Genomic DNA, 24688 nt, shown 5'->3' on the forward strand with positions numbered 1-24688 from the left:
TTGGCAATTTTCTTCCTCATGTTCCGCCAGGGCCCTTATGAGCAATCCGCGTCGCCGTGAAAGCCGTGAACCGACTCAGGTACAACAATTGTTTCGGCAATTGATGCGGGAGTGGTTTTGGATAAGCCTGCTTCTGTTACCGCTGACGGCGCTGATTTCGTTCAGCACGCAAACGGCCCCCAATGGACCAGAAGCCGCATTGCTGTCTATGTGTCTGGTTGGAGCCGTGCTCGGTTTGCTCTTGTTGCGCCCCCGCCTTGCACTGGGGGTCACGCTAGGGGGCATGAGCGTGGCCCTGTTGACCAGCGCACTGTTGGGCGCTCAGGGATGGTGGTGGTCGCCGGTGGCCAGCTTGATGGGAATGCTCTGTGGCTACCTGATCTGGAACTGGCGACGATTGAGCGTGGTGTTGGCTTATTTCGGTTGGGAGTTGGCCCGGCTGGATGCCGAGCCGAAAGTATTCCCCGAGCGGCGCCGAGCCTCCTATACCGGAAGTGACCGTTTGCAGGGGCAAATCATGGCACTGGAACAAGCCATGGGCCGGACGCGTGATACCCGTCGTTTTATCGCCGATGGCTTGGAGTACCTGCCGGTGGCCACCATGATCAGTGATCCGCAAGGCAAGATACTGCTTGGCAACCGCAAGGCCCGTGAGTTGTTCGGCCACACCTTGGTAGGCGGTGACGTGATCGAGGAACTGGCCCGCCTGGGGTATCCGCCACTGGACCACAGCCCTGTGCATCGCCTGTCTACCTTGCCGTTGACTGAGTTTCGCGATATCCGAGAGCGCAGCCTGCGCCTCGAACGTGCGGCACTGCTGCCGGTCGAGGGTGACGTGCCCATTGGCTGGTTGCTGAGCCTGACTGACCTGAGTGCCGAGCGCGAGGCAGAAGAACAGCGCGGCGTGATGCTCCGGTTTTTGTCGCATGACCTGCGCGCGCCACATTCGGCGATACTCGCGCTGCTCGACGTGCAGCGACATGAGGCTGGCGCGGACAATCCATTGTTCGATCAGATAGAGCACCAGGTGCGCCGTGCGTTGGATCTAACCGACGGTTTCGTGCAACTGGCGAAGGCGGAGTCAGAGGCCTACCAATTCCGACCGACCTTGTTTGCCATGCTGGTCCTGGACGTGATCGATCAGGCATTGCCCCTTGCCCGGGCAAAAAAAATCCAGCTGGAACACGAACTGGAAGATGACGAAGCCATGGTCAGCGCCGATCAGCCGCTGCTGACCCGCGCGATATTCAACTTGCTGGAGAACGCAATCAAATACAGCCCGCGCGAAACGCGCGTTTCGCTAAACGTTCGCTGCGTGGAGGGATGGTTGATGTGCGACGTCGTCGACCAGGGCAAAGGCATTGGCGCTGAGGAACTGCCGGAGTTGTTCAGCCAGTATCGACGCTTCTCCTCCGCCCACGGCGTAGACGGCATCGGCCTTGGACTGTCCATGGTCAAGGCGGTCGTGGATCGTCATGATGGCCAGATCGGATGTCATAGTGAGGTTGGGAAAGGAACGACGTTCAGCTTGCGGTTTCAACTGTTGAGCTGAGCGAAAAATCGCAGTCTTCGACGGAATGGCGAAGCTGCGATTTGGCGGGTATAAAAACTTATGCACCTTTTTAGCTGTTTTATGTGCTTAAGAAATATGCTTTAAAAACAAAGAGTTAAAAAATAAAAGCAACGAAATCGGATAAAACGGTACACAGGTTATCCACAGTTCTCAAACAGCGAGCTGGTCCGGTGCTGCGGGTGCGGCAGGCGCTGGCGGAAGCGAACCCAGTTCCCTTTGCGTCTGCTCATTCCAAGCCTGTACGCGATCGTTGAGCTCAGCGATGGCGCGGGGCCCAGTACCCTCTGCGTACATGGGTTGGCCGATAACCACTGTGATGACACCCGGTTTTCTGATCCAGCCAGCCTTTGGCCAGAATTTGCCCGCATTGTGTGCAATCGGCAGCACCGGCAGGGACGCGTTTACCGCCAATGCGGAACCGCTGCGGGAAAACTTGCCGATCGTCCCATAAGGCACACGAGTACCCTCAGGAAAGATCAGCACCCAAACGTTGTCCTTGAGCAGCACGTCGCCTTTTTGCGCGACCTGCTTGAGTGCAACCTTGGGATTGTCGCGATCAATGGCAATCGGACGCAGCATCGCCATGGCCCAGCCGAAGAACGGCACGAACAACAGTTCACGCTTGAGCACCTGGCTCAACGGCTCGAAGTAGGCGGAGAGAAAGAATGTTTCCCAAGTGCTTTGGTGGTTGGACTGGATGACACAGGGCCGGTCAGGCACGTTCTCGGCACCCTTCACTTCGTAACTGATACCCAGGAATACCTTGCTTAACCACAAGGCGCAGCGGCACCAGTAAACGTTGATGAAGCGGTAGCGCGTCTTGAACGACATGAATGGCGCGACAAAAAAACTCAAGGTGCACCACAGCAAGGAGCTGGTGCCCAACAGCAGGTAAAAGAGAAAGGTTCTGATGGCCTGCAGTATCGACATAGCGGCGTTTACCATTGCGGGCAAGGCCCGCCTGCTTAAGCGCTTCCCGAACGATCCTTGATCAGGATGTCTGGGAGCTCTAATTGTGGATAAGTTCAGCGGCAATCGCCGCCAGGTCGTCAAAAATCATGGTGCCCACCGGTAGGGTCTTGCCCAGAGTCTTCTCGCCTTTCCCGGTCTTTACCAAAACTGGCTGACAATCGACGGCCTTGGCCGCCTCCAGGTCACCGAGACTGTCGCCGACAAACCACACACCCGACAGCGCGATGCCGTAATGAGCGGCGATGGTTTTCAACATGCCTGGCTTGGGTTTGCGGCAATCGCAACCCTCGTCCGGCCCGTGCGGGCAATAGACGATCAAGCCGACCTCCCCGCCCTGCTCTGCCACCAGGTCGCGCAAGCGCTGATGCATGGCATCGAGGACGGCGAGTTCATAGTAACCGCGTGCAATGCCCGACTGGTTGGTGGCCACCGCCACCGTCCAGCCGGCCTTGCTCAACTGCGCGATGGCCTCGATGGAACCGGGTATCGGCAACCACTCCTCCACCGATTTGATGTAAGCGTCGGAGTCGTGATTGATCACCCCATCCCGATCGAGAATCAGCAGTTTCAAGATTTACCCCAGCAGCGAAATATCGGCAACACCGAGGAACAACCCACGCAGGCGCGCCAGCAGTGCATAGCGGTTGGCCCGAACGTTGGCATCTTCAGCGTTGACCATCACCGCTTCGAAAAACGCATCCACCGGCTCACGCAACGCCGCCAGGCGCGCCAGGGTTTCGCTGTACTGACGCGCCGCCGCCATTGGCTGGACCGCCTGGTCCGCCTGCTGGATCGCCGAGTACAGGGAGAACTCGTTGGCATTGTCGAAGTACTTGGCTTCGACGGTGGCCGCGATGTTGCCTTCGGCCTTGCCCAGCAGGTTCGAAACCCGCTTGTTCACCGCCGCCAGTGCTGCCGCTTCCGGCAATTTGCGGAATGCTTGCACCGCTTGTACGCGCTGGTCGAAGTCCAGGGCCGAACCCGGTTTCAGGGCACGCACCGACAAGTAGGTCGCAACGTCGACGCCTTCGTCTTCATAACGCGCACGCAGGCGGTCGAAGATGAACTCCAACACTGCATCGGCCAGGCCGGCAGCCTTGACCTTGCTGCCGAACGCATTGACGGCGAAGGCCACGGCGTCGTTCAGGTCCAGGTCCAATTGCTTGTCGATCAGGATCCGCAACACACCCAGCGCCGCGCGACGCAAGGCATACGGGTCCTTGCTGCCGGTGGGCAGCATGCCGATGCCGAAGATGCCGACCAAGGTGTCGAGCTTGTCGGCGATCGCCACGGCCGCACCGGTCAGGGTAGTCGGCAGTTCGGCACCGGCACCGCGCGGCATGTACTGCTCGTTCAGGGCCAGGGCGACGTCTTGCGGCTCGCCGTCGTTGAGGGCGTAGTAGTAACCGGCGACGCCTTGCATCTCCGGGAACTCACCGACCATCTCGGTGGACAGGTCGCACTTGGACAGGATGCCGGCACGCGCCGCGCGCTGGGCATCGCCGCCGATGCGTGGGGCGATGTACGCCGCCAGTTTCGAAACGCGCTCGGCCTTGTCGTAGACGCTGCCGAGTTTTTCCTGGAACACGACGTTGCGCAGACGCTCGTTGAAGCTTTCCAGGGGTTGTTTCTTGTCTTGCTTGAAGAAGAACTCGGCATCGGTCAGGCGCGGGCGAACGACTTTTTCGTTACCGGCGACGATCTGCTGCGGATCCTTGCTTTCAATGTTGGCGACCGTGATAAAACGCGGCAGCAACTTGCCTTCGGCGTCCAGCAGGCAGAAATATTTCTGGTTGTCCTGCATGGTGGTGATCAGCGCTTCCTGGGGCACTTCAAGGAAACGTTCCTCGAACGAGCACACCAGCGGCACCGGCCATTCCACCAGCGCGGTCACTTCGTCCAGCAGGTTGGCCGGCACGATGGCGGTGCCTTCCTGCAGGGTCGCCAGTTCTTCGGTGCGCTTGCTGATCAGCTCGCGGCGCTCGTTGGCGTCCGCCAGCACGTAGGCGGCGCGCAAGTCGGCCAGGTAATTGGCCGGCGCGGTAATGCGTACGCTTTGTGGATGATGGAAGCGGTGGCCGCGGGAGTCGCGACCGGCCTTCTGGGCAAGGATCGTGCAATCGATGACCTGGTCACCGAGCAACATCACTAGCCATTGGGTTGGACGCACGAACTCTTCCTTGCGCGCGGCCCAGCGCATGCGCTTGGGAATCGGCAGGTCGTTCAGAGAGTCTTCGACGATGGTCGGCAACAGGCTGGCGGTCGGCTTGCCCTTGATGCTCTGGCTGTAGCGCAGCTTCGGACCGCTCTGGTCGATTTCGCTCAGGTCCACGCCGCACTTCTTGGCGAAGCCCAGGGCGGCCTGGGTCGGGTTGCCGTCGGCATCGAACGCGGCCTGGCGTGGCGGACCATCAAGGTTGATGCTGCGGTCGGGTTGCTGGGTTTCGAGGGCAGTGATCAGCACGGCCAGGCGGCGCGGCGCGGCATAGACGTGTTTGGTTTCGAAATTCAGGCCAGCGGCGTGCAGGCCTTTCTCGATGCCGGCCAGGAACGCTTCGGCCAGGGTGTTCAGGGCTTTGGGTGGCAGTTCTTCAGTGCCCAGTTCAACCAGAAAATCTTGAGCACTCATTGTGCAGCCTCCAGCTTAGCCAACACTTCATCACGCAGGTCCGGGGTCGCCATCGGGAAGCCCAGCTTGGCACGGGCCAGCAGGTACGCTTGCGCAACGGAACGCGCCAGGGTGCGCACACGCAGGATGTATTGCTGGCGCGCGGTCACGGAAATCGCCCGGCGTGCGTCCAGCAGGTTGAAGGTGTGGGACGCCTTCAACACCATTTCATAGCTCGGCAACGGCAGCGGCTGGTCCAGCTCGATCAGGCGCTTGGCTTCGCTTTCATAAAAGTCGAACAGTTCGAACAGCTTGTCGACGTTGGCGTGTTCGAAGTTATAGGTCGACTGCTCCACTTCGTTCTGGTGGAACACATCGCCGTAGGTCACTTTGCCGAACGGGCCGTCGGCCCACACCAGGTCGTAGACCGAGTCCACGCCCTGCAGGTACATCGCCAGGCGCTCGAGGCCGTAGGTGATTTCGCCGGTCACCGGGTAGCACTCGATGCCGCCCGCCTGCTGGAAGTAGGTGAACTGGGTCACTTCCATACCGTTGAGCCAGACTTCCCAGCCCAGGCCCCAGGCGCCAAGGGTCGGCGATTCCCAGTTGTCTTCGACGAAACGGATATCGTGCACGAGCGGGTCGAGGCCGACGTGCTTGAGGGAGCCCAGGTACAGCTCCTGGAAATTCTCCGGGTTCGGCTTCAGCACCACCTGGAACTGGTAGTAGTGCTGCAGGCGGTTCGGGTTTTCGCCGTAGCGGCCGTCAGTCGGGCGGCGGCTGGGCTGCACATAGGCGGCGTTCCAGGTTTCCGGGCCGATGGCACGCAGAAACGTGGCAGTGTGGAAAGTGCCGGCGCCTACTTCCATATCGTAGGGCTGAAGTACCACGCAACCTTGCTCGGCCCAGTATTGCTGGAGGGCGAGGATCAAGTCTTGGAAGGTACGCACGGCTGGCGTAGGCTGGCTCACGAAATTCACCTGTTTCTTGGGCTGCGATTTAAAGAGCGGGAGTATACCCGATTCGTTCGTGCGCACGCCCCCTGGAGCCTTATGCCACGCTGCTTTTGGTGTTCTGACGATCCTTTGTACATGGCTTATCACGATCAGGAGTGGGGCACGCCGCTGCGCGATGCGCAGGGTTTGTTCGAGTTGCTTTTGCTCGAAGGGTTCCAGGCCGGGCTGTCCTGGATCACCGTTTTGCGCAAACGCGAGCGCTACCGGGAAGTGTTGTACGGCTTCGACGTGCAGCGCGTGGCGCAAATGAGTGACGCGGAAATCGATGAGCTGATGCTCGACCCCGGCATCATCCGCAACCGTCTCAAGCTCAAGGCCGCCCGCCGCAATGCCCAGGCCTGGCTGGCGCTGGAAGACCCGGTGGCGTTCCTCTGGTCGTTCGTCGGCGATAAACCCATCATCAATCATTTCAAGGATCGCACCGAAGTGCCGGCCATTACGCCCGAGGCGCTGGCGATGAGCAAAGGCTTGAAGAAAGCCGGGTTCACCTTCGTCGGGCCAACCATCTGCTACGCCTTGATGCAGGCCTCCGGCATGGTCATGGACCACACCCAGGACTGTGACCGCTACGCCGAGTTGGTAAACGGTGGTTAGAATAGCCGGCTCGCAACACGGCCCATACATTCAGGAGTGACCTGTGGATAAGTTGAAAGGCGCCTTGCTGGTCGGCGCTCTGCGGTTGTTTGCGCTGCTGCCCTGGCGAGCGGTGCAAGCGGTGGGCTCGGCCATCGGCTGGCTCATGTGGAAATTGCCCAACCGTTCCCGCGACGTGGTGCGGATCAACCTTGCCAAATGCTTTCCCGAGATGGACCCGGCCGAGCGCGAGCGGCTGGTGGGCCAGAGCCTCAAGGACATCGGCAAATCCCTGACCGAAAGCGCCTGCGCCTGGATCTGGCCGGCCCAGCGCTCCATCGAACTGGTGCGCGAAGTCGAAGGCCTGGAGGTGCTGAAAGAAGCCTTGGCCTCCGGCAAAGGCGTGGTCGGCATCACCAGCCACCTGGGCAACTGGGAAGTGCTCAACCACTTCTATTGCAGCCAGTGCAAACCGATCATTTTCTACCGTCCGCCCAAGCTCAAGGCGGTAGATGAACTGCTGCAAAAGCAACGCGTACAGTTGGGCAACAAAGTCGCGGCGTCGACCAAGGAAGGCATCCTCAGCGTCATCAAGGAAGTGCGCAAAGGCGGCCAGGTGGGCATCCCCGCCGACCCGGAACCGTCCGAATCCGCCGGTATCTTCGTGCCCTTCTTTGCCACCCAGGCCCTGACCAGCAAGTTTGTGCCGAACATGCTCGCTGGCGGTAAAGCAGTTGGCGTGTTCCTTCATGCCCTGCGCCTGCCGGACGGTTCCGGCTACAAAGTCATCCTCGAAGCCGCCCCGGAAGAGATGTACAGCACCGACACCGAAACCGCCTGCGCCGCCATGAGCAAGGTGGTCGAGCGTTACGTACGCGCCTACCCGAGCCAGTACATGTGGAGCATGAAACGCTTCAAGAAACGCCCGCCGGGCGAGGCGCGGTGGTACTGAAGGCAGGGCATCAATTCCGGCAAAGGCCTTACTTGTGGCAAGTATCCCCTCGCCACAACCACAATGCCTTGGCCTGCACGGTACCCGTGGCGAGGGAGCTTGCTCCCGCTGGGCTGCGCAGCAGCCCGCCCCCCTAAAGCTCGGCCCCCCGCTGTCGATAACCCGATGTATCCGCCAATCATGGACCGATGAAATGGAATTCTCTGTTAGCTCTGCCGCTATCTCTCCCGCCAACACTAACCTCACCCGCTCCGACCAGAAGTTGGTAACCAATCCTCCTACGGACGCCGTAAAGCAGCTGACAAGTGCCGGCCCTGCAGCGATCTTTCACCCCAGTGAAGAAACCCAGGCCATGGTGCAATCGCCGGTCATCATCGAAACCTGGATCGGTCGCTCCCAATCACCAGACTTCCCTCGATTCGCCGCGATTACCGAGAGCGCGAAAAACACCCTGAGAAGCTCTTTCGAGACGTTCCAGTCAATGCTGTCGGCAACCCATCCGGACCTGGCCGGCAAGAAATATGGCTTCACCGTCGAGGCCGATGGCCGCCTGAAGGTGCTCGACACGGCCGGCCAACTCAGCAGCGCGGACACCCAGCGGCTGACCGATCTGCTCAATGAGTCCACTGACCTGAAAGCCGCCGCCGTTGCGTTCCGTGACGCCTCTATCGACATGGTCGACGCCGACTCGCCCTGGTCCGGCAGTTACCTGGGCCGCTACAACCTGACCCAGGAAAACTTCGCCAGCACCATCGATCTGGCGCCGATGCTCAAACGCGCCGGCTCGGTCCCTCCCCAGGAGTTTTCGGACGGGTTGTTTTTCAACCAACTGGCGTACAAAGGCGAACGGGCGACGCGAGAGACGGAAGCCGCAATGCTTGAGCGGCGTGCTGCGCAGCGATTCAGCGCGCAAGCCTGAAAGCTGGGTCGACCGAACCCCGTGGCGAGGGAGCTTGCTCCCGCTGGGCTGCGCAGCAGCCCCTCCCCATGACCAAGAACCCCCACCAACCCTGTGGGAGCGAGCTTGCTCGCGAAGAGGCCGGCAACTTCACATCGATGTCGGCTGATGCCCTAACCTTGCTTGTTCCCCAACCTGCCAAGGAAGTAGCAACGGGCATCCGCGGAAAAGACCATCACAAAGAGGCGCAAAGCCTCAATCGTGTCCATGATTAAGGGCCTGCGATATCGGCGACGTTGGACGGCAAAGCCTTTCTAGATCCGTCGGACGACCGTTCAGCCAGAAATATCGCACTTCCTCTGGTTCGTTAATCAAGGAGTCCCCTCATGAATATCGATTTCACCGGACGTCATGTCCTGGTCACCGGGTCCACCAGCGGTATCGGTTTCGCGACTGCCAAAGGCTTCCTTGAAGCTGGCGCTCAAGTGGTTATCAACGGTCGCAGCGAGAGCAGTGTGGAGGACGCGCTGCAGCGCTTGGGCGCCCTTGCTTCAAGGGCGACTGGTTTTGTCGGCGATCTCAGTCACGCGCCTGGCTGCGAGGCACTCATCGCCAAGCACCCCAGCTTCGATATCGTCATCAACAACCTGGGCATTTTCAAACAGGAAGACTTCTTCGAAACGCCGGACAGCGAATGGCAGCGCTTCTTCGAAACCAACGTGATGTCGGGCGTGCGTGTTTCCAGGGCCTACGCTCAGGGCATGGTCGAGCGCGGTTGGGGGCGGATTGTGTTTATCTCGTCGGAATCGGGCGTGAACATTCCTGCCGACATGATCCACTACGGCTTCACCAAAACCGCCCAACTTTCAATCGCTCGTGGCCTGGCCAAGCGCCTCGCTGGCACGGGCGTGACGGTGAACTCGGTGTTGCCGGGGCCGACGCTTTCCGAAGGCGTTGCCCAGATGCTCCAGGCGGACGTCGAGCGCAGTGGGGAAAGCCTGGAAAAAGTCGCGGCAGATTTCGTCAACGAACATCGCAGCACCTCGATCATCCAGCGCGCGGCGCGCGTCGAGGAAGTCGCCAACATGATCATCTACGCCAGCTCGGAACAGGCCTCGGCCACCACTGGCGCGGCACTGCGTGTCGATGGCGGTGTGGTGGATAGCATCGTTTAGGACCCCGGAACATGTTGCAAAAAAAAACGCCGCTTCCTCGTGAGAGATAAGCGGCGTTTGTGGCTGGAAACAACATGGGTTGATTCGACCAGCTCTTGGGGCGGTGGAGGGATTGTTTAGCCCACTCTATTTTCCATCAGTCGGTCCGAACCGCCCTCGGCTACGCGATTTTCGATCAGTCGATCCGAGCCACCTTCGGCTACACGGTTTTCGATCAGTCGATCCGAGCCACCTTCGGCTACACGGTTTTCGATCAGACGATCCGAGCCGCCTTCAGCGACACGGTTCTCGATCAGTCGATCCGAGCCACCCTCGGCGAACGTAGGTTGAACATAGGAAGTCGCGAACGCATTGCCGAGGGACAGTGCCAGAAGCGAGCCAATGAGTGTTTTGCCGAGAGTGTTCATGTCCTGATCCTTTTTATTCGTAGATAGAGTGAGTTAGACGGTGACGTGCAAACGGACTTCGACGTTGCCGCGTGTCGCGTTGGAGTACGGGCAAACCTGGTGAGCCGCATCGACCAGCGCTTGGGCATCGGCTTGATCCAGGCCTGGCAGGCTGATGTGCAGGTCGATGTCCAGACCGAAACCACCAGGGATCTGGCCGATGCCGACGTGGGCCGTGATCGAGGCGTCAGCCGGAATGCTGCGTTTGCTCTGGCTGGCGACAAATTTCAACGCGCCGATGAAGCAGGCCGAGTAGCCGGCGGCGAACAACTGCTCAGGGTTGGTGGCTTCACCACCGGCGCCGCCCAGGGCTTTTGGAGTGGCCAGTTTCACGTCGAGAATCTTGTCGCTGGAAACAGCACGGCCATCACGGCCACCGGTGGAGGTTGCGACTGCGGTGTAGAGAACGTTCATGGTGTTTCCTCTTTTGCTGATGGGTTTGAGTTGTTTTGGTTTGCGCTAAATGTTTGCGCGCTAACCAGTTGCGACAAAGTTAATGGACGAATAATTAGCGCGCAAGCTAAATTTTGAAAAATTTTTCGTCTTTGAATTAACCAGTTGATATGAAAGGAAATTTATTTTTAGGCTTTGCAATATCGCCAGCCCGCGTGAGCCGCGAGGTGAGGCCAGGGGAAGGACGCGCCTGGGGAATCAGCAGGACCCGCGCAATTGCAGGCTCTCAAAGGGAGGGAAATTCGCACCGATGATGGGCTTCTCGATCGTCCAACGCGTGCCGTAACGCAACTCGCCCTGATGGCGTAAGCTGAGCTGCGCGGATGCTCCCGTGGAAATGCCACATGGAAGATTTGGAATGACTCGAATTATTGAAATCCTGACGTACACCTTGAGGCCAGGATCGGGATTGGATTTTCACAAAGTAATGCAAAATGTCAGTGTTCCGCTTCACCTGGAGGCGGGCATGGATGTCGTTTCTTATGGCTGCTCATTACATGATAGTGACAACTATCACCTGATTCGCTCCTATGAAAGCGAAAGCCATCGCCAGGTATCTCAAGCAGTTTTTTACGCAAGCGTTGCCTGGAAGCAGGGTCCGAGAGAAGACATCATCAGTCGGATTGAAACCAGTACAACGATCGTTATGGCGCTCGCTCAAGACGCAATTGATGCCATCAGAGCTTCCGTAGACCTGTCTGGAGCCGGAGCTCGATCCGCGTAGCCGACATCGACAAAGGCAGGCCCAGTCAAATTCCGACTGTTAATACAAATCAACCCGACTAAGCGACAGCCACTCGATTACGCCCCAACGCCTTCGCTCGATACAGGGCCTTATCCGCATCGTTCATCAAGCTGTGAAGATCCTTATTACAGGCCCCCGTCGATGCGACGCCGAGGCTGGCCGATATGCCGTGGACAGGCTCGATCATCAAACCCGCGATCGTATCGATGAGCTGTTCTGCAATCTGGGTAGCGACTTCGATGGAAGTGTCCGGAAGCAGAATGGCGAACTCTTCCCCGCCGAGCCGCCCGTGGATATCGGTTGCCCGAAACGACGAACTGATCACCACCCCCATCTCGCGCAAAACCTGATCCCCCACCTGATGGCCGTAGGTGTCGTTGATGTGCTTGAAGTGATCCATGTCCAACATGACCGCACACAACCCCAATCGTTTGCTCTTGCACTCGTTGTAGAGTTGCTGGGCATGCTCGAAAAAAGCCCGCCGACTCTTCAGGCCGGTCAGTTCATCGGTTTGTGCGGCACGGGTCGAAATGCTGTTCGCCTGTTCCATTTCGCGAGTAAGACGAAAGGCGATTTCCAGTGCCTGGGACATCCTGTGCGTGGCGCGGGCCGCAAAGGCCGCAAACACCAGGATCGAAAGGGCCATGCCGACTTGAATCGAGGACGGTTGAAACAGCAGCCAGGCGGTGCAGGGAAACAGCACCAGGCCAATGGAGACCAGGGTCATATCGCGGTAGGCCGAGTAGCAGGACACCGCGCTGACGGACATCCCGACCGTAAAGAGCATGACCAATGCCTGGGACAACAGATCGTCCGCCGGCATGATCACAAACGCGCCGCCGCCCCAGATACCGGCGGATAACACCAGTGTGATCCAGTATTTGCGCTCCCAACGTTGAGGCGTGCGCTTACTTTCGTCGCTGCGGAAATAGGCAACGAACATTGCGATACGCAACAGTGTCGATGCGGTCAGGATGGCCAGCCACCAAAAAATAACGCTGTGCTCAAACCGGTCCCAACACAGCCAGCTCAGCATGATGGCAGCCAGGTAACTGCCAAAAACCGCAGAAACGGATTGGCGAAACAGTTGTTGCAGTCGGTCAGTTCGCACTTGCTCGGCTATGAAGCAATCCTGGCCGTTCCGAGATCTTGGGCCATCCATTTGATCCACCTGATCGTGACGCAACGAAAACGGCGATTGTGGCACCCTGCCACCAATGCAAACAACTGAATTACTGTGGCGAGGGGATTTAGCAAAACGTCAGACGCCCCAACCATTCCTTCCTGACGACAACCAGGATCAGGCTGGAATCAACCCTGTCTCCCGGTAACTCAATATCAAATCATCGTACAGACCGACATCCGCCCGAGTCCGCGCGATCAACTGGGCACCCGCAACAGCGGTGTAGATGGCACGGGCTCGGCGCTCACATTCTGCCGCGCTGCCCACTTCGACATCGGCCAACACCTGGGCAAGCCATGTCACGTTAACGTCCGCAAACGCGCGGATCTCCCGCAAGACTTCATCGGGAAGATCTTCGTATTCGGCGGCCATGAAGCTGGACAGACATAGCCTGTTCCCGTCCTCAAGCGACTTTCGAAAAATGGATGGATACAACTGAACGCACACCTTCGGCTCGGGATTGGCGGCGCGTATCCCTTCAAGCACCTGCTGCACGTCTTGCCAGTAGCGCTCGGCAACCGCGGCAGCCAGCCCTGCCTTGCTCGGAAAGTGGTAGTAAATGCTGGCGTTCTTGATGCCCACCGCTTCGGCAATGCTACGGAAATTGATCCCACTGTAACCGTGCAGTTGGGCAGCGGATTTCGCTGCCGCCAAGATGGCTTCTCGAGCATTTTCGTTCACGTTACCGCCTCGTTACGAGATTTGATTCAGTTGGACGCGATTCTACCCCCGGATCCCCTACCTGCCAATTGTCAGGTAGGGGATTGACGGGGTTAAAATATCAGCTCAATCTTTCACCTACCAATTGACAGGCAGGTGCTCGAATCATGTCTCCTTCACAACAGCGCGCTGACGTTTCAACGGTTCCTGAAATGAAAATCTACGATTGGTTCAACGGCCCCTACCCCGCCCGCGTGCGCATTGCACTGGCGGAAAAAGGCTTGTTGCCGAAAATCGAATTCATTCCGGTGAATCTCTGGACCGGTGAGCACAAGAAACCGGAATTCCTCGCCATCAATTACTCCGGGACACTGCCCGTGCTGGAGCTGAACGATGGGACGCTGATCGCCGAATGCACGGCGATTACCCAATACCTGGATAGCCTCGTCGGCGAACCGACGCTGACGGGCGAAACGCCTCTGGAAAAGGGCCTTATCCACATGATGACCAAGCGTGCCGAGCTCGAATTTCTCGACGCCGTCAGTGTGTACTTCCACCATGCCACGCCGGGCCTCGGCCCAGATGTCGAGCTGTACCAGAACGCCGAGTGGGGCGGCCGGATGCGCGACAAGGCGATCAGAGGCATGCGCTATTTCGACAGCCTGCTCAAAGACCAGCCCTTTGTGGCGGGCGAGAAATTCTCGATGGCAGACATTGCGGTACTGGGCGGGATGATCTTCGCCTCGCTGGTGCAGCTCCCCGTGCCTGGAGAGTGCCTAGCACTTCGAGCCTGGCACGCCAGGATGCAGGAGCGCCCCAGCGTCCGGGCATGGCGCGCGATGGTCGAGCGTGGCGCCGCGTAGCGCTGATAAAAAAGAAAAACCCGACGCTTTACGTCGGGTTTTCGTGGGTACGACTGCAAGTTCGACGTGCTTATCGGATTACTCGACTTGCGACAGCTTGGCGTCGTCGCAACCGGCAGCACGGCACTCGCGCTCCACAGCCTTGAGTATGACGATACGCGCCTCGGTCTTCTCATTGGCGCAGTCCAGGTAGAGCAGGCCATCGTTGGAGCAGGCGCTGTCACGATTTTTGATCCACTGGATTTGAGCGGCTTTCACCTTTTTCTTTTGATCCGGGTTCAGGGCACTCATCGTCTTCTTGTATTGATCATTGATGTCCTGATCCGACTGAACCATTTTCAGCGACGCGCAATAGGTTCTGTCATAGGCGTTTCTAGGGTTGTCGCAACTCATCGCAGACGCCGATGCGGATGCCATTGCCAGCAATGCCCCAACCAACAAAGACTTGATCACTCACTTCTCTCCCTGAATGCCCTCTATTGATTAGAGGTCGCGGCGCGAATTTATCATGAGGGTTATGGAACAATGAAGCAGATCCCAGGGTTTATTCGGCCCGAACGATGGACAAACGCTGCAAAAAAAACGGGCCTGCGTTCCCACGCAGCCCCGTTCTTTTCACACCCAATCAGCTCAAAACGCCGGCAAAACCGCGCCTTTGTACTTCTCAAGAATAAAAGCCTTCACTTCCGGCGTATGCAGCGCGGCGACCAGCTTCTTCATCGCCTCACTGTCCTTGTCATCCTCACGAGCCACCAGGATGTTCACATAAGGCGAGTCGTTACCTTCAATCACCAACGCATCCTTGGAAGGATCAAGCTTGGCCTCCAACGCATAGTTGGTATTGATCAACGCCAGATCCACCTGGGTCAGCACCCGCGGGATAGTCGCCGCTTCCAGCTCACGGAATTTCAGATCCTTTGGGTTCTCAACGATGTCCTTGGTAGTGGACAGGATGTTGCCCGAGTCCTTCAGCTTGATAATCCCAGCCTTAGCCAGCAACAACAGCGCACGACCGCCATTGGTAGCGTCGTTCGGGATCACTACGTTAGCGCCGCCCGGCAATTCGGTCAGTGCCTTGTACTTGCTGGAGTAAGCGCCCAGGGGTTCCAGGTGCACGCCGGCCACGCTCACCAGATGCGTGCCCTTGGCCTTGTTGAACTCATCCAGGTACGGCTGGTGCTGGAAGAAGTTGGCGTCCAGGCGCTTTTCCGCGACCTGCACGTTCGGCTGGATATAGTCGGTGAAGACTTTGACCTTCAAATCCACGCCTTCCTTCGCCAACGCCGGTTTGACGAATTCGAGGATTTCCGCGTGGGGCACGGGCGTGGCCGCGACGGTCAGGGTGTCGGCGTGGGCGGAGAACGCGGCGGCGGCAGCGAAGGCAACCAGTAGTTTTTTCATTCAGCTAACTCCTTTTGAGGCGCCTGCTCTCGGCGCCTGCCAGCGAATGGCCGGCTCATGTTTATGGGCGCGAGGCCTTATTTTCTAGAGAAATGCACAACCAGTTTGTCGCCCACGGTTTGCAGGACCTGAACCAGCACCAGCAGCAACACCACGGTGACGACCATGACGTCGGTCTGGAAACGCTGGTAGCCGAAGCGGATTGCCAGGTCGCCCAGACCACCGGCGCCGACCACACCGGCCATGGCCGTGTAGGACACCAGCGTAATCGCTGTCACCGTAATTGCTGCAAAAATGCCCGGGCGGGCTTCCGGCAGCAAGGCGTTGACGATGATCTGCCGCGTGGTCGCGCCCATGGCTTGGGTCGCTTCGATGATGCCGCGGTCGACTTCGCGCAAGGCGGTTTCCACCAGGCGGGCGAAGAACGGCGTGGCGCCGACCACCAGCGGTGGGATCGCGCCGGCCACGCCCAGGGAGGTGCCGGTGATCAACACTGTGAACGGAATCATCACGATCAACAGGATGATGAACGGCAGCGAGCGCAGGATGTTCACGATCAGCGACAGCAGCGCATAAACGCCGCGGGCTTCGAGCAGTTGGCGCGGGCTGCACAGGAACAGCAACACGCCCAGGGGCAAGCCGAGCAGGACGGTGAACAGCAGCGAGCCGAACAGCATCAGGAAGGTGTCGCCGGTTGCCAGCCAGATTTCCAGCCAGTCGACGTTTGCAAAAAATTCCATCAGCGCAGCACCTCCATGTGGACATCGGCCGCGGTGAAGCGGGCGAATGCCGCCTCCATGTCACCGCCGGTGATGGCGAGGGTCAGTTGCCCGTAGGGGGTGTCTTTGATGCGGTCGATGCGACCGGCCAGGATGCTGTAGTCCACACCGGTTTCCCGGGCGACGGTGCCGAGCAATGGCGCGTAGGTCGCTTCGCCCTGGAACGTCAGACGCACGATACGCCCTGGGACGTGGGCGAAATCGTCGCGCTGTTCGCTTTCGTCGATCTGCTCGTCTTCCTGGACAAAACGCTTGGTGGTCGGGTGCTTCGGATGCAGGAACACCTCGGCCACCGGGCCTTGCTCGACGATCACGCCGGCGTCCATCACGGCCACTTGGTCGCAAACGCGGCGGATCACGTCCATTTCATGGGTGATCAGCACGATGGTCAGCTTCAGCTCGCGGTTGATCTCTGCCAGCAGTTGCAGCACCGAAGCGGTGGTCTGCGGGTCGAGGGCGCTGGTGGCCTCGTCGCACAGCAGGATCTTGGGTTTGGTCGCCAAGGCGCGGGCGATGCCGACGCGCTGCTTCTGGCCGCCGGACAGTTGCGCCGGGTATTTGCGGGCGTGGTCGGACAGCCCTACCCGCGCCAGCAGCTCGGCGACGCGCTGGTCTATTTCGCTGCGGGACAATTCACCAGCCAGCGTCAGCGGCAGCGCGACGTTGTCGGCCACGGTCTTGGACGCCAGCAGGTTGAAGTGCTGGAAAATCATTCCGACTTGCTGGCGGAAGCGGCGCAGGCCGCTGGCGTCCAGGGCGGTGACTTCTTCACCGTCGACGATGATCTTTCCGCCCGTGGAATCTTCAAGGCGATTGATCAGGCGCAGCAGGGTACTTTTTCCTGCGCCAGAATGGCCAATCAGGCCGAAGACCTGACCGTTCTCAATCGTCAGACTGGTCGGATGCAGGGCGGGGATATCCCTACCGGCGACTCGGTAGGTTTTATGAACATTTTGAAACTCGATCACGTAGCGAACCTTGTGGGGCGCGTTGAAAAAGGATCAGCGGTTAGCCGGGCGCGCATTTTAGCCTGTCCGTATAGAGGTTCTTAGCATTTATTTGAGAATGAACCAGTGATTTGGCAATAAGGCGATCAAAGGACAGATAAAAGGAACACAGCGAAACGCCATCGGTCACTCATTAAGCAACTCAAAACATGCCCAGGTACCGTGCCTGGCGCATCGAACTCACGGGTCCTGGCCACGGCGGGGATCGCAACGAGGAGTCATGCCTGATGAGCACTAACAAACCTGCCGCCCCCAGCCAATTGGCCGGGACCGATACCCTGGACCGTAGCAATACCAACGCCAAACTCGAGAGCCTGGAGCAGTTTCGCTCCGACGCCACCGAACAGGCGTTGCGTACCAACCAGGGCGTAAAAATCGCTGATAACCAGAACACGCTCCGGGCGGGTGCGCGTGGGCCGTCGCTGCTGGAAGATTTCATCATGCGTGAGAAAATCACGCACTTTGACCACGAACGCATCCCGGAGCGCATCGTTCATGCCCGCGGGACTGGCGCCCATGGTTATTTCCAAAGCTATGAAGCGCATTCGGCCCTGACCAAGGCCGGTTTCCTACAGGACCCGAGTAAAAAGACGCCAGTGTTCGTGCGTTTTTCCACTGTGCAAGGTCCGCGGGGTTCCGGTGACACCGTGCGGGACGTGCGTGGCTTTGCCGTGAAGTTCTTCACCGACGAAGGCAACTTCGACCTGGTGGGCAATAACATGCCGGTGTTTTTCATCCAGGACGCGGTGAAGTTTCCAGACTTCGTCCACGCGGTTAAACCCGAGCCCCACAACGAGATTCCCACCGGCGGCTCGGCCCACGACACGTTCTGGGATTTTGTCTCACTGGTGCCGGAATCGGCTCACATGGTGATTTGGGCGATGTCTGACCGGGCCATTCCAAAAAGCCTGCGCACCATGCAAGGTTTTGGCGTGCACACCTTCCGCATGATCAACGCCGAAGGCCTGAGCAGCTTCGTCAAATTCCACTGGCGACCCAAGGCTGGGGCCTGTTCCTTGGTGTGGGACGAAGCCCAGAAGCTTGCAGGCAAGGATACCGACTACCACCGTCGCGACCTCTGGGAGTCCATCGAGATGGGCGATTACCCGGAATGGGAATTCGGTGTGCAAATCGTTGCCGAGGAAGACGAGCACAAGTTCGACTTCGACCTGCTCGACCCGACCAAGATTATTCCCGAAGAGCTGGTGCCCATCACGCCGCTGGGCAAGATGGTGCTGAACCGTAACCCGGATAATTTCTTCGCCGAAGTCGAGCAGGTTGCGTTCTGCCCCGGGCATATCGTGCCGGGCATTGATTTCACCAATGACCCGTTGCTGCAAGGCCGGCTGTTTTCCTACACCGATACGCAGATCAGCCGACTCGGTGGGCCGAATTTTCATGAGTTGCCGATCAATCGCGCGATCACGCCCGTGCACAACGGCCAGCGGGATGCCATGCACCGCACTACCATCGACAAGGGACGCGCGTCCTACGAACCGAACTCCATCGATGGCGGTTGGCCGAAAGAGACGCCGCCCGGCCCACAGGATGGCGGTTTTGAAAGCTATCCGGAGCGTATCGACGCTCACAAGATCCGCCAGCGCAGCGATTCGTTTGGCGATCATTTCTCCCAGGCACGGCTGTTTTACAAAAGCATGAGCCCCCACGAAAAAGAACACATCATTGCGGCCTACAGCTTTGAACTGGGAAAAGTGGAGCGTGAATTCATCCGGGCGCGGCAGGTGAACGAGATCCTCGCCAATATCGACCTGGAACTGGCCGGGCGAGTTGCCAAGAACCTTGGCTTGCCGGCACCGAGCGCCGGTACGGTTGATGTTCCGACGCCATCGCTGGAGCAATCCCCGGCCTTGAGCCAGGCGAACCTGCTCTCTGGCGACATCAAGACGCGCAAAGTGGCGGTATTGGTGGCCAACGGTGTCGATGGGGCGGTCATCAATGCACTCAAGCAAGCCCTGGAGGCCGAAGGTGCCCACGCCAAAGTGCTGGGGCCGACCTCGGCGCCGGTCACCACGGCGGATGGGCAGACGCTGGCGGTGGATGCGTCCATGGAAGGCCTGCCGTCGATTGCCTTTGACGCGGTGTTCGTGCCAGGCGGTGCGGAGTCGATCAAGGCCTTGAGTCGCGACGGCGTGGCGTTGCATTACGTGCTGGAGGCCTACAAGCATCTGAAAGCCATTGGGCTTCATGGTGAGGCCCGGCAGCTGTTGGTGGAGTTGAAGCTGGAGGTGGATGCGGGGTTGATCGAAGATGCGGATGCGAGCGGTTTTTCGCGGTTTTTTGCGGCGATTGCCCAGCATCGGGTTTGGGCGCGGGAGCCGAAGGCCAAGGCGGTTCCGGCCTAAAGAGATTTGTTGTCTGGTAGGGCGCTATCGCGAGCAAGCTCGCTCCCACATGGGGTTTCGTGATCGACACAAACCACTGTGGGAGCGAGCTTGCTCGCGATGCTTTTAGGGCTTACGCGGCGTCAGCACCATCTGTGCCGGCACACTGCGCAAAATCTGCTTCTGCAGTTTCAAGTCAAACCCCGGATCAAGCTTCTTGACCCGCTTTGTCAGCAACGTCGCCAGCCATGGATAGTCATTGGTGCGTGGCGCCTGGATGCTGACGTCACACTGATAACTCACCACATCGGCGGCGATGGCATCTAATTGCCGACGCATTTGCTGTATATCAGCGAGGTTAAGCGCAACGGTGGTGCTCGGCGCGCTCGGGTCGATCACCTTGGCGACGGGTTTTGCTTCGGCAGCCTTGAGGTCTGCTTCGGCTTTATCCAGCTCGGCCTTGCGGGCCTCGGCAATGGCACTGTTGACTTCGCCGGTCAGCGCTGGAGCCTTTGGCATCAAGGCCCGGGCACGGCTCAGGGCAGTGGCGGCGGCGTTTACATCGCCTTTTTGCAGATCGATCTGGCTGCGGCGCAGGTACGCCTCGGCCAGTTGCCGTTGGTAGGGCTCCAGCGAGCGATCTTCGGGCGCCTGGCTTTGCAAAGCGGCCAATTGGTCTTCAGCGGTGGCCAGCTCATTGCTGGCCAGGCTTTGTTCGAGCTGGGCAATGGCCGGAGCCCTTGTATCAGGGGCCTCGACGACTGGCGGCGTGCTCTGGCAGGCACCCAGCAGCAGGGAAAACGCGACAAGGAGCAGATAACGGGAGGCGAACGGCTTCATTCCTGCGACTCTCTATTTGCGCAAAAAGCGAGCAAGTCTACACCCCTCGACGGGGCAGGACAAAACTCAGCAGAAACAACGCAGCGGCGCTGACCACGATCGATGGGCCGGCCGGGGTGTCCTTGAACCAGGACAGTGCCAGCCCGCCATACACCGCGAGCATGCCCAGCAGGCTTGCACCCAAGGCCATCTGCTCGGGTGAGCGGGCGTGACGCTGTGCCGCAGCCGCAGGAATGATCAGCAATGAGGTAATCAGCAAGACGCCGACGATTTTCATCGCCACGGCGATGACCACCGCGATCAACAGCATCAGTGCCAAGCGCAGGCCCACCACGGGCAAACCTTCGACTCGCGCCAGCTCTTCATGGACGGTGACCGCCAGCAACGGACGCCACAGCGCCACCAGCAGCAGCAGCACCGCCGCGCTGCCGCCGAGGATCCAGGCAAGGTCCGTCGGACTGATCGCCAGCAAGTCGCCGAACAGATAGGCCATCAGGTCGATCCGCACGTCCCGCATGAAGCTCAGCACTACCAGCCCGAGCGACAGCGTGCTCGGCGCCAGGATGCCCAGCAGCGTGTCGGACGCCAGCGGCTGGCGTTGTTGCAAGGTCACCAGCACCACCGCGAGCAGCAGGCAGCCAACCGTCACCGCGATGGCCGGGCTGACGTCCAGCAGAAAACCCATGGCCACGCCAAGCAGCGCCGCGTGGGACAAGGTGTCGCCAAAATAGGCCATGCGCCGCCAGACCACGAACGACCCCAGTGGACCGGCCACCAGCGCGAGCGCCAAGCCTGCAAGCAGGGCGTACAACAGAAAATCAGCCATGCTTGCAGCCGTCTCCATGAACATGTTTTGAAGCAGAAGGGGGGTTGACCACCGAACCGTGCAGGTCATGGGCATGGTCATGGTGGTGATGATAAATCGCCAGACTCTGTGCGTTCTTTCCGAACAGCTCGACGAAAGCCGGATCGCCGCTGACCTGTTCAGGATGCCCGGAACAGCAGACGTGACGGTTCAGGCAGACCACCTGGTCGGTGGTGCTCATGACCAGGTGAAGGTCGTGGGACACCATCAACACGCCGCAGCCATGGCGGTCGCGCAAACGGGTAATCAAGCTGTACAGTTCGGCCTGGCCGGCTACGTCGACCCCTTGCACCGGCTCGTCGAGCACCAGCAGTTCCGGCTCGCGCAACAGGGCACGGGCCAGTAATACCCGCTGCATCTCGCCGCCGGAAACACTCTGGACCGGGCTGTCGATCACCTGCTCGGCACCGACTTCTTTCAGCGCTGCCAAGGCGCGTTCACGATCCACGCCCGGTACCAAACGCAGGAATCGCAGGACCGACAGCGGCAACGTTGGATCGACATGGAGTTTTTGCGGCATGTAACCGACGCGCAACCGAGGCTTGCGCCAGACGCTACCGCTGTCCGGCTTGAGCAGCCCCAGCACGGCGCGCACCAGGGTGGTCTTGCCGGCACCGTTGGGGCCGATCAACGTCACGATCTGCCCCGGTTCGACGCTTAAATGGATGTTATCCAGCACGTTCTGCCCGGCGAACGTCACGGCCACCTGCTCGAGGCGGATCAGCGCGTTGCTCATCAGGCCCCCTGGCAGCCGGAGCAGAGGCCGACCACTTCGACGGTCTGGGTGTCGACCACGAAGCCGACGTCCTTGGCGCTGGCGATGATGGCATCGCTGATGGATTTCTGTTCCAGCTCGATGGCGGCGTGGCATTCGCGGCAGATCAGGAACTGGCCTTGGTGGGCGTGTTCCGGATGGTTGCAGCCGACGAAGGCGTTCAGCGACGAAATGCGATGCACCAGGCCATTTTCCAGGAGGAAATCCAGGGCACGGTAGACGGTTGGCGGCGCGGCACGACGGCCGTCCTGCTCGCTGAGCACCGCGAGAATGTCATACGCGCCCAGTGGCTTGTGGCTTTGCCAGACCAATTCCAGCACCCGCCGACGCAGGGCTGTCAGGCGCAACCCTTGGCGCGCGCAAATGGCATCGGCCTCGGACAGCGCGCTGTGCACGCAGTGGGAGTGATCGTGGGGACGGCTGGCGAGGGGTGTAATAGGCATGGGCAGCGACGAGTTCAGTGAGAGACGTTATTATGTTACCCGTTCTCGCCTCTTCGAGTGGTCATCGTGTCCCGATTTTTTTCGCTCTTTGTCGCTTTTGTCGCAAGTTTCCTGCTGATTGGCTCGGCCCAGGCCGACGTCAAGGTGCTCACCAGCATCAAGCCGTTGCAATTGATTGCCGCCGCCGTGCAGGACGGCGTGGCCGTTCCGGAAGTGCTGCTGCCACCGGGCGCTTCGCCCCATCACTACGCGTTGCGGCCCTCCGATGTGCGCAAGGTGCAATCGGTGGACCTGCTGTACTGGATCGGGCCGGACATGGAAGGTTTCCTACCGCGTGTGCTGAACGGTCGTACGTTGCCATCGGTTGCGGTGCAGGACCTACCGGGGCTCACGTTGCGTCATTTCGCCGAGGACAGCGCGTCCCACGAAGATCATGACGATGGCGGCGATGAGCACGATCATGATCATCGCCCCGGCACCGTGGATGCCCACCTGTGGCTGTCGCCGCACAATGCGCGCGTGATCGCCGCCAGGATGGCGGCTGACCTGAGCGCAGCGGATCCGGCGAATGCTGCCCGTTATCAAAGCAACCTCAAGGGTTTCAACCAGCGCCTCGATGCCTTGGACGCGCGCCTCAAGACACGCTTGGCCGGGATCGCGGGCAAGCCGTATTTCGTCTTCCATGAAGCATTCGATTATTTCGAAGACAACTATGGACTCAAGCACGCCGGGGTGTTCGCCGTGGCCGCCGAAGTCCAGCCCGGCGCCCAGCACGTGGCGGCCATGCGCACGCGCTTGCAGGCGGTGGGCAAGACCTGCGTCTTCAGCGAACCACCGTTGCGCCCGCGCCTGGCCGAAACCCTGGTGGCCGGGTTGCCGGTGAAACTGGCGGAGCTGGACGCGCTGGGTGGCTACACCCCGGCGACGGCGCAGGGGTATGAGCAGTTGTTGGAGAAGTTGGGGAATGATTTGGCGGGGTGTTTGGAGTCGCTATAGCCTGTCAACGCAGAACCTGTGGCGAGGGGATTTATCCCCGCTGGGGCGCGAAGCGGCCCCCAAAAAATATCAGCCGCCACGGTCCGCCAATAGAAAGCAAGGGGCTGCTGCGCAGCCCAGCGGGGATAAATCCCCTCGCCACAAGAGCAGTCAGCTTCGCGTCGCCTGCTGTTATAGGGCGAAAGGCAACAACGCGTGGACCTTCTGCCGCTGCGCCAACCGCTGCTGGAATTCCATCGGATCGTGGATCAACACATCCTGACCAGCGAACGACTCGGCGGCGATCAGCCGCGACAACCAGAACCGCACGCATGCCACACGCAGCATGGTCGGCCACAGTTGCGCCTCGGCGGCGGTGAACGGCCGTAGCGCCGCATAGGCGCCCAGCAATGCCCTCGCCCGTGGGCCATCGAGCACGCCGTCGTCATCCGAACACCAGTCATTCAAGGCGATGGCGACGTCATACAGCATCGGCCCGGAGCAGGCGTTATAGAAATCGATCAGCCCGGTCAGGTGCGTACCTTCGAACATCGCGTTGTCGCGGAACAGGTCGGCATGGATGTTGGCCCGCGGCAGTGCAAGGATGCCGACCTTCTTCAACGAAATTTCCTCCAGCGCAGCTTGCAGCAACTGGCGGGCCTCGGCATTGAGGTGCGACAGCAGTTTGCCGCCCTCCTCCTGCATCCAGTCCAGGCCACGATCGGTCTTGCGTTTGATCATGTTGTCCTTGGTCGCCAAGTGCAGATGCGCGAGCAATTCGCCGACCTGGGCGCAGTGCTGGGCGTTGGCCTGCTTGATGTGCTTGCCGGCCAGGCGCGGTTGCAGCAGCGCCGGTTTGCCCGCCAGTTCCCGCAGCGCAACGCCGTCTGTCGTACGCAAGGCGTAAGGCACCGGCAGATTGGCGTCGTGCAGAACGTCCAGCAGTTCGATGAAGAACGGCATTTCCTGCACCGGGCCACGTTCGACCAGGGTCAGGACGAATTCACCCTGCTCCAGGCTGATGAAAAAATTGGTGTTTTCGCTGCCGGCAGCAATCCCCTGGAAATCAAGTAGACGGCCAAGCCCATAAGGGGCGAGAAAGGTTTCCAGCTCGGGCCGAGCCAGGGGCGTGAACACAGACATG

Annotated in this window: 26 protein-coding genes; 9 read left to right on the plus strand and 17 right to left on the minus strand. The window is 59.7% G+C overall.

Annotated features, from left to right (window positions below; all coding sequences use genetic code 11):
- Positions 1–37: 37 nt before the first annotated feature.
- A complete protein-coding gene (locus Q7C33_RS20775) occupies positions 38–1552 on the plus strand; it encodes a PAS domain-containing sensor histidine kinase (RefSeq protein ID WP_198796136.1) in 1515 nt (504 codons plus the stop codon).
- Positions 1553–1723: 171 nt separating this feature from the next.
- Here the strand turns inward: Q7C33_RS20775 and Q7C33_RS20780 are convergent, their stop codons facing one another.
- The 4 genes from Q7C33_RS20780 to glyQ form a co-directional block, all read right to left on the minus strand.
- A complete protein-coding gene (locus Q7C33_RS20780; protein WP_198796226.1) occupies positions 1724–2503 on the minus strand; it encodes a lysophospholipid acyltransferase family protein in 780 nt (259 codons plus the stop codon).
- 79 nt (positions 2504–2582) lie between these two features.
- Positions 2583–3116, minus strand: a complete 534-nt coding sequence (gene gmhB / locus Q7C33_RS20785; protein WP_198796135.1) for a D-glycero-beta-D-manno-heptose 1,7-bisphosphate 7-phosphatase — start codon at positions 3114–3116, stop codon at positions 2583–2585.
- Between the two features lie 3 nt (positions 3117–3119).
- Positions 3120–5174 (minus strand): glycine--tRNA ligase subunit beta, encoded by a 2055-nt coding sequence (gene glyS, locus Q7C33_RS20790; protein ID WP_030139015.1) that lies wholly within the window; start codon positions 5172–5174, stop codon positions 3120–3122.
- Positions 5171–6124, minus strand: a complete 954-nt coding sequence (glyQ, locus tag Q7C33_RS20795) for a glycine--tRNA ligase subunit alpha (protein ID WP_022641565.1) — start codon at positions 6122–6124, stop codon at positions 5171–5173. Before glyQ ends, glyS begins: the two co-directional genes overlap by 4 nt.
- 81 nt (positions 6125–6205) lie before the next feature.
- Between glyQ and Q7C33_RS20800 the strand changes: the two genes are divergently transcribed.
- The 4 genes from Q7C33_RS20800 (at position 6206) to Q7C33_RS20815 (ending at position 9767) form a co-directional block, all read left to right on the plus strand.
- Positions 6206–6763: a DNA-3-methyladenine glycosylase I gene (locus tag Q7C33_RS20800; protein ID WP_030139014.1), complete on the plus strand. Its 558-nt coding sequence runs from the start codon at positions 6206–6208 to the stop codon at positions 6761–6763.
- A gap of 43 nt (positions 6764–6806) precedes the next feature.
- Complete coding sequence (locus Q7C33_RS20805; RefSeq protein ID WP_030139013.1) at positions 6807–7694, plus strand: lysophospholipid acyltransferase; 888 nt, start codon at positions 6807–6809, stop codon at positions 7692–7694.
- A gap of 193 nt (positions 7695–7887) precedes the next feature.
- Positions 7888–8613, plus strand: a complete 726-nt coding sequence (locus Q7C33_RS20810; protein WP_030139012.1) for a hypothetical protein — start codon at positions 7888–7890, stop codon at positions 8611–8613.
- A 365-nt stretch (positions 8614–8978) separates the two neighbouring features.
- Positions 8979–9767, plus strand: a complete 789-nt coding sequence (locus Q7C33_RS20815; protein WP_407684082.1) for an SDR family NAD(P)-dependent oxidoreductase — start codon at positions 8979–8981, stop codon at positions 9765–9767.
- Positions 9768–9883: 116 nt separating this feature from the next.
- On the opposite strand, the gene Q7C33_RS20820 is transcribed toward Q7C33_RS20815, so the two are convergent.
- Entirely contained in the window at positions 9884–10174 is a 291-nt protein-coding gene (locus tag Q7C33_RS20820) for a hypothetical protein (RefSeq protein ID WP_217860735.1), read from the minus strand.
- Between the two features lie 33 nt (positions 10175–10207).
- Positions 10208–10627, minus strand: coding sequence for an organic hydroperoxide resistance protein (locus Q7C33_RS20825; protein ID WP_198796131.1), 420 nt, complete (start codon positions 10625–10627; stop codon positions 10208–10210).
- A gap of 397 nt (positions 10628–11024) precedes the next feature.
- On the opposite strand from Q7C33_RS20825, the gene Q7C33_RS20830 reads away from it, so the two are divergent.
- Positions 11025–11390, plus strand: coding sequence for an NIPSNAP family protein (locus tag Q7C33_RS20830; protein ID WP_198796130.1), 366 nt, complete (start codon positions 11025–11027; stop codon positions 11388–11390).
- Between the two features lie 58 nt (positions 11391–11448).
- On the opposite strand, the gene Q7C33_RS20835 is transcribed toward Q7C33_RS20830, so the two are convergent.
- Entirely contained in the window at positions 11449–12573 is a 1125-nt protein-coding gene (locus Q7C33_RS20835; RefSeq protein ID WP_407684118.1) for a GGDEF domain-containing protein, read from the minus strand.
- 138 nt (positions 12574–12711) lie between these two features.
- Positions 12712–13275, minus strand: a complete 564-nt coding sequence (locus Q7C33_RS20840; RefSeq protein WP_217860739.1) for a TetR/AcrR family transcriptional regulator — start codon at positions 13273–13275, stop codon at positions 12712–12714.
- A 191-nt stretch (positions 13276–13466) separates the two neighbouring features.
- On the opposite strand from Q7C33_RS20840, the gene Q7C33_RS20845 reads away from it, so the two are divergent.
- The gene (locus Q7C33_RS20845) at positions 13467–14117 is read left to right on the plus strand and encodes a glutathione S-transferase (RefSeq protein ID WP_030139005.1); all 651 of its coding nucleotides are present in this window, start codon (positions 13467–13469) and stop codon (positions 14115–14117) included.
- A gap of 78 nt (positions 14118–14195) precedes the next feature.
- Here the strand turns inward: Q7C33_RS20845 and Q7C33_RS20850 are convergent, their stop codons facing one another.
- From Q7C33_RS20850 to Q7C33_RS20865, 4 genes are all read right to left on the minus strand, one after another.
- On the minus strand, positions 14196–14570 hold the full coding sequence (locus Q7C33_RS20850) for a lysozyme inhibitor LprI family protein (protein ID WP_033062452.1): 375 nt from the start codon (positions 14568–14570) through the stop codon (positions 14196–14198).
- Between the two features lie 177 nt (positions 14571–14747).
- Positions 14748–15518 carry a MetQ/NlpA family ABC transporter substrate-binding protein gene (locus Q7C33_RS20855; protein ID WP_030139003.1) on the minus strand — a complete coding sequence of 257 codons (771 nt, stop codon included), beginning with the start codon at positions 15516–15518 and terminating at the stop codon, positions 14748–14750.
- 77 nt (positions 15519–15595) lie between these two features.
- Entirely contained in the window at positions 15596–16258 is a 663-nt protein-coding gene (locus Q7C33_RS20860) for a methionine ABC transporter permease (RefSeq protein WP_030139002.1), read from the minus strand.
- The gene (locus Q7C33_RS20865; RefSeq protein WP_198796129.1) at positions 16258–17265 is read right to left on the minus strand and encodes a methionine ABC transporter ATP-binding protein; all 1008 of its coding nucleotides are present in this window, start codon (positions 17263–17265) and stop codon (positions 16258–16260) included. The genes Q7C33_RS20860 and Q7C33_RS20865 overlap by 1 nt, the downstream gene beginning before the upstream one ends.
- 266 nt (positions 17266–17531) lie before the next feature.
- On the opposite strand from Q7C33_RS20865, the gene katE reads away from it, so the two are divergent.
- Positions 17532–19667, plus strand: coding sequence for a catalase HPII (katE, locus tag Q7C33_RS20870; RefSeq protein WP_407684083.1), 2136 nt, complete (start codon positions 17532–17534; stop codon positions 19665–19667).
- Between the two features lie 105 nt (positions 19668–19772).
- On the opposite strand, the gene Q7C33_RS20875 is transcribed toward katE, so the two are convergent.
- Genes Q7C33_RS20875 through zur form a run of 4 tightly spaced genes read right to left on the minus strand, consistent with a single transcriptional unit; the run spans position 19773 to position 22569 of the window.
- A complete protein-coding gene (locus Q7C33_RS20875; protein WP_323154777.1) occupies positions 19773–20486 on the minus strand; it encodes a PA5502 family lipoprotein in 714 nt (237 codons plus the stop codon).
- A gap of 37 nt (positions 20487–20523) precedes the next feature.
- Positions 20524–21312, minus strand: coding sequence for a zinc ABC transporter permease subunit ZnuB (gene znuB / locus Q7C33_RS20880; protein WP_407684084.1), 789 nt, complete (start codon positions 21310–21312; stop codon positions 20524–20526).
- Positions 21305–22087, minus strand: coding sequence for a zinc ABC transporter ATP-binding protein ZnuC (gene znuC / locus Q7C33_RS20885; protein ID WP_030138997.1), 783 nt, complete (start codon positions 22085–22087; stop codon positions 21305–21307). The genes znuB and znuC overlap by 8 nt, the downstream gene beginning before the upstream one ends.
- Complete coding sequence (gene zur / locus Q7C33_RS20890; protein ID WP_018602776.1) at positions 22087–22569, minus strand: zinc uptake transcriptional repressor Zur; 483 nt, start codon at positions 22567–22569, stop codon at positions 22087–22089. The genes znuC and zur overlap by 1 nt, the downstream gene beginning before the upstream one ends.
- Before the next feature lie 66 nt (positions 22570–22635).
- On the opposite strand from zur, the gene Q7C33_RS20895 reads away from it, so the two are divergent.
- On the plus strand, positions 22636–23565 hold the full coding sequence (locus tag Q7C33_RS20895) for a zinc ABC transporter substrate-binding protein ZnuA (protein ID WP_030138996.1): 930 nt from the start codon (positions 22636–22638) through the stop codon (positions 23563–23565).
- A gap of 171 nt (positions 23566–23736) precedes the next feature.
- Here Q7C33_RS20895 and Q7C33_RS20900 read toward each other — a convergent pair whose 3' ends face one another.
- Positions 23737–24687 (minus strand): homoserine kinase, encoded by a 951-nt coding sequence (locus tag Q7C33_RS20900; protein WP_030138995.1) that lies wholly within the window; start codon positions 24685–24687, stop codon positions 23737–23739.
- Between the last annotated feature and the right edge of the window lies 1 nt (position 24688).

The organism is Pseudomonas sp. BP11-1-1 (genome assembly GCF_052112105.1).
Classification (GTDB): Bacteria; Pseudomonadota; Gammaproteobacteria; order Pseudomonadales; family Pseudomonadaceae; genus Aquipseudomonas; species Aquipseudomonas alvandae.

Bases quoted from the DNA above. Each gene is read 5' to 3' on its own strand.
- Q7C33_RS20825 (WP_198796131.1), bottom strand. From the start codon at position 10,627: ATGAACGTTCTCTACACCGCAGTCGCAACCTCCACCGGTGGCCGTGAT.
- Q7C33_RS20875 (WP_323154777.1), bottom strand. From the start codon at position 20,486: ATGAAGCCGTTCGCCTCCCGTTATCTGCTCCTTGTCGCGTTTTCCCTG.
- Q7C33_RS20835 (WP_407684118.1), bottom strand. From the start codon at position 12,573: ATGGATGGCCCAAGATCTCGGAACGGCCAGGATTGCTTCATAGCCGAG.
- katE (WP_407684083.1), top strand. From the start codon at position 17,532: ATGAGCACTAACAAACCTGCCGCCCCCAGCCAATTGGCCGGGACCGAT.
- glyS (WP_030139015.1), bottom strand. From the start codon at position 5,174: ATGAGTGCTCAAGATTTTCTGGTTGAACTGGGCACTGAAGAACTGCCA.
- znuC (WP_030138997.1), bottom strand. From the start codon at position 22,087: ATGAGCAACGCGCTGATCCGCCTCGAGCAGGTGGCCGTGACGTTCGCC.
- zur (WP_018602776.1), bottom strand. From the start codon at position 22,569: ATGCCTATTACACCCCTCGCCAGCCGTCCCCACGATCACTCCCACTGC.
- Q7C33_RS20845 (WP_030139005.1), top strand. From the start codon at position 13,467: ATGAAAATCTACGATTGGTTCAACGGCCCCTACCCCGCCCGCGTGCGC.
- Q7C33_RS20820 (WP_217860735.1), bottom strand. From the start codon at position 10,174: ATGAACACTCTCGGCAAAACACTCATTGGCTCGCTTCTGGCACTGTCC.
- Q7C33_RS20775 (WP_198796136.1), top strand. From the start codon at position 38: ATGAGCAATCCGCGTCGCCGTGAAAGCCGTGAACCGACTCAGGTACAA.
- Q7C33_RS20810 (WP_030139012.1), top strand. From the start codon at position 7,888: ATGGAATTCTCTGTTAGCTCTGCCGCTATCTCTCCCGCCAACACTAAC.
- Q7C33_RS20830 (WP_198796130.1), top strand. From the start codon at position 11,025: ATGACTCGAATTATTGAAATCCTGACGTACACCTTGAGGCCAGGATCG.
- Q7C33_RS20860 (WP_030139002.1), bottom strand. From the start codon at position 16,258: ATGGAATTTTTTGCAAACGTCGACTGGCTGGAAATCTGGCTGGCAACC.
- Q7C33_RS20815 (WP_407684082.1), top strand. From the start codon at position 8,979: ATGAATATCGATTTCACCGGACGTCATGTCCTGGTCACCGGGTCCACC.
- Q7C33_RS20780 (WP_198796226.1), bottom strand. From the start codon at position 2,503: ATGTCGATACTGCAGGCCATCAGAACCTTTCTCTTTTACCTGCTGTTG.
- Q7C33_RS20900 (WP_030138995.1), bottom strand. From the start codon at position 24,687: ATGTCTGTGTTCACGCCCCTGGCTCGGCCCGAGCTGGAAACCTTTCTC.
- Q7C33_RS20855 (WP_030139003.1), bottom strand. From the start codon at position 15,518: ATGAAAAAACTACTGGTTGCCTTCGCTGCCGCCGCCGCGTTCTCCGCC.
- znuB (WP_407684084.1), bottom strand. From the start codon at position 21,312: ATGGCTGATTTTCTGTTGTACGCCCTGCTTGCAGGCTTGGCGCTCGCG.
- Q7C33_RS20800 (WP_030139014.1), top strand. From the start codon at position 6,206: ATGCCACGCTGCTTTTGGTGTTCTGACGATCCTTTGTACATGGCTTAT.